This window comes from Neisseria sp. WLZKY-1 (assembly GCF_046546535.1).
GTDB lineage: Bacteria > Pseudomonadota > Gammaproteobacteria > Burkholderiales > Neisseriaceae > Neisseria.
The window spans coordinates 1-207 of sequence record NZ_JBKGTW010000177.1; the positions used below are offsets into that span (position 1 = coordinate 1).

Below are 207 nucleotides of genomic sequence, written 5' to 3' on the forward strand. Positions count from 1 at the left end.
TATTTGTCGAAAACCCGTTATGTGGTCGAACAAAGCTTCGGTACGCTGCACCGTAAATTCCGCTACGCCCGGGCAGCCTATTTTGGGCTGATTAAAGTGAGTGTGCAAAGCCATCTGAAGGCGATGTGTTTAAACCTGTTGAAAGCCGCCAACAGGCTAAGTGTGTCTGTTGCCGCCTAAAAGGCGGCCCGGATGCCTGATTATGGG

Annotated in this window: 1 protein-coding gene; it reads left to right on the forward strand. The window is 51.2% G+C overall.

Going from position 1 to position 207, the window contains the following annotated elements:
* A partial coding sequence (locus tag ACLD9W_RS12720; RefSeq protein ID WP_410842323.1) for a transposase occupies positions 1–180 on the forward strand: 180 nt, incomplete at its 5' end.
* Between the last annotated feature and the right edge of the window lie 27 nt (positions 181–207).